The organism is Bradyrhizobium liaoningense, from assembly GCF_018130785.1.
Classification (GTDB): domain Bacteria; phylum Pseudomonadota; class Alphaproteobacteria; order Rhizobiales; family Xanthobacteraceae; genus Bradyrhizobium; species Bradyrhizobium liaoningense_A.
On record NZ_JAFCJT010000057.1, the window covers coordinates 1 to 3,190 of the forward strand.

General features: G+C 66.6%; 1 protein-coding gene and 1 pseudogene. Both read left to right on the forward strand.

The window, feature by feature from the left end; translation table 11 throughout:
- A pseudogene (locus tag JQ627_RS38820) lies at positions 1-2,774 on the forward strand (chemotaxis protein CheW); the annotation flags it as partial.
- Between the two features lie 30 nt (positions 2,775-2,804).
- Positions 2,805-3,190 (forward strand): chemotaxis protein CheW (locus tag JQ627_RS38825; protein ID WP_212489589.1); only part of this gene is annotated, 386 nt, incomplete at its 3' end.

The window sequence follows — 3,190 nt, forward strand, 5'->3', positions numbered from 1 at the left end:
GACAATCAGCTGGTGAAGTTCGAGCAGGAGCCGAACAACGCCAAGATCCTGGATAACATCTTCCGCCTGGTCCACACCATCAAGGGCACTTGCGGCTTCCTCGGACTGCCGCGGCTTGAAGCGCTGGCGCATGCCGGCGAGACGCTGATGGGCAAATTCCGCGACGGCATGCCGGTGACGGGGCAGGCGGTGACGGTGATCCTGTCCTCGATCGACCGCATCAAGGAAATCCTGGCCGGGCTGGAGGCGACCGAAGCCGAGCCCGAGGGCACCGACCGCGATCTCATCGACAAGCTGGAAGCGATGGTCGAGCAGGGCATGGCGGCGATGTCAGGCGCGGCGCAGCCGATGCCGGCCGCAGGGGCTGCCGCTGCTCCCGTTGCTGAAGCGCCGCCGCTGGTGCCGGAAGCTCCCGCTGTTGAAGCCAAGGCTGCCCCCGCAAAAGAAATGACCTCTGGCACGCTGATCGACCAGACCCTGGAGCGGCCCTTACGTCCGGGCGAAGTCTCGCTCGACGAGCTCGAGCGCGCCTTCCGCGAGACCGCGATCGAAGCCCCGGCCCCTGTCGCCAAGGTTGAGGTCAAGGCCGAACCCGCGCCCTTGCTGAAGCCCCGGCGCCTGCCGCGAAGGAAGCCGCCAAGGAGAAGGCGCCCAAGGACAAGGCCGCGCCGAAGAAGTCGATGGCCGACGAGGGCGCCTCCGACGGCGACCGCATCGCCAACCAGTCGATCCGCGTCAACGTGGATACGCTGGAGCATCTGATGACCATGGTCTCCGAGCTGGTCTTGACCCGCAACCAGCTCTTGGAGATCTCCCGCCGCAACGAGGACACCGAGTTCAAGGTGCCGCTGCAGCGCCTCTCCAACGTCACCGCCGAGCTGCAGGAGGGCGTCATGAAGACGCGCATGCAGCCGATCGGCAATGCCTGGCAGAAGCTGCCCCGCATCGTCCGCGACCTCTCGAGCGAACTCGGCAAGCAGATCGAGCTGGAGATGCACGGCGCCGACACCGAGCTCGACCGCCAGGTGCTCGATTTGATCAAGGACCCGCTCACCCACATGGTGCGCAACTCCGCCGACCATGGCCTGGAGACCCCCGCCGAGCGTCTCGCCTCCGGCAAGGGCGAGCAGGGCACCATCCGCCTGTCCGCCTATCACGAGGGCGGCCACATCATCATCTGCATCGCCGACAACGGCCGCGGCCTCAACACCGAGAAGATCAAGGCCAAGGCGATCTCCTCAGGTCTCGTCACCGAGACCGAGCTGGAGAAGATGAGCGAAGCCCAGATCCACAAGTTCATCTTCGCGCCCGGCTTCTCCACCGCGGCCGCCATCACCTCGGTCTCGGGCCGCGGCGTCGGCATGGACGTGGTGCGCACCAATATCGACCAGATCGGCGGCACCATCGACATCAAGTCGGTGGCCGGCGAGGGCTCCTCCGTCACCATCAAGATCCCGCTGACGCTGGCGATCGTCTCGGCGCTGATCGTCGAGGCCGCCGGCGATCGCTTCGCCATCCCGCAGCTCTCGGTGGTCGAGCTGGTGCGTGCCCGCGCCAACTCCGAGCACCGCATCGAGCGCATCAAGGACACCGCGGTGCTCCGGTTGCGCAACAAGCTCTTGCCGCTGATCCACCTCAAGAAGCTGCTCAAGATCGACGACGGCGCGGCCAGCGATCCCGAGAACGGCTTCATCGTGGTCACGCAAGTCGGCAGCCAGACCTTCGGCATCGTCGTGGATGGTGTCTTCCATACGGAAGAGATCGTCGTGAAGCCGATGTCGACAAAACTGCGTCACATCGACATGTTCTCCGGCAACACCATCCTGGGCGATGGCGCGGTGATCATGATCATCGATCCCAACGGCATTGCCAAGGCGCTCGGCGCCGCCGGCTCCTCGGCCCATGACATGGGCGACGAGAACGGGGCGCATCACATCGGAAGTGGCGAGCAGACCACCTCGCTGCTGGTGTTCCGCGCCGGCTCCAGCCAGCCCAAGGCGGTCCCGCTCGGGCTCGTCACCCGCCTGGAAGAGCTCCCGGCCGACAAGATCGAGTTCAGCAACGGCCGCTACATGGTGCAGTACCGCGAGCAGCTGATGCCGCTGGTCGCCATGGAGAGCGTCACCATCGCGAGCCAGGGCGCCCAGCCGATCCTGGTGTTCGCCGATGACGGCCGCTCCATGGGCCTCGTCGTCGACGAGATCATCGACATCGTCGAGGAACGGCTCAACATCGAGGTCGGCGGCTCCTCCTCCGGCATTCTCGGCTCGGCCGTGATCAAGGGCCAGGCCACCGAGGTGATCGACGTCGGCCACTTCCTGCCGATGGCGTTCGCCGACTGGTTCACCCGCAAGGAGATGAAGCCGTCGATGCACTCGCAGTCGGTGCTGCTGGTCGACGACAGCGCGTTCTTCCGCAACATGCTGGCCCCGGTGCTGAAGGCGGCCGGCTACCGCGTCCGCACCGCGCCGACCGCGCAGGAGGGCCTCGCCGCGCTGCGTGCGCAGAGCTTCGACGTGGTCCTGACCGACATCGAGATGCCCGACATGAACGGGTTCGAGTTCGCGGAAGTGATCCGCTCCGACAACAATCTGGGCGCGATGCCGATCATCGGCCTGTCCGCGCTGGTGTCGCCGGCGGCGATCGAGCGCGGCCGTCAGGCCGGCTTCCACGACTATGTCGCCAAGTTCGACCGTCCCGGTCTGATCGCGGCGCTGAAGGAACAGACCGCGGGCGCCGCCGGCGCCTCCGAGCTGAACCGGGCGGCGGCCTAAGAGCAGGACAGGGATCAGGAGATATCCAACATGAGCAGCAAGACCCAGTCCACCGAAGGCGCCATGGTCGAATACGTCACCGCGATGATCGGCGGCCAGCTGTTCGGGCTGCCGATCTCCCGCGTCCAGGACGTGTTCATGCCCGAGCGCGTCACCCGCGTGCCGCTGTCCTCGCGCGAGATCGCGGGCGTGCTGAACCTGCGCGGCCGCATCGTCACCGTGGTCGACATGCGTTCGCGGCTCGGCCTGCCCAGGGATGAAGACGGCAAGACCCCGATGGCGGTCGGCGTCGACCTGCGCGGTGAATCCTACGGCCTCCTGATCGACCAGATCGGCGAGGTGCTGCGCCTGCCCGAGGCCGGCATGGAAGAGAACCCCGTCAACCTCGACCCCCGCATGGCCAAGCTCGCCGGCGG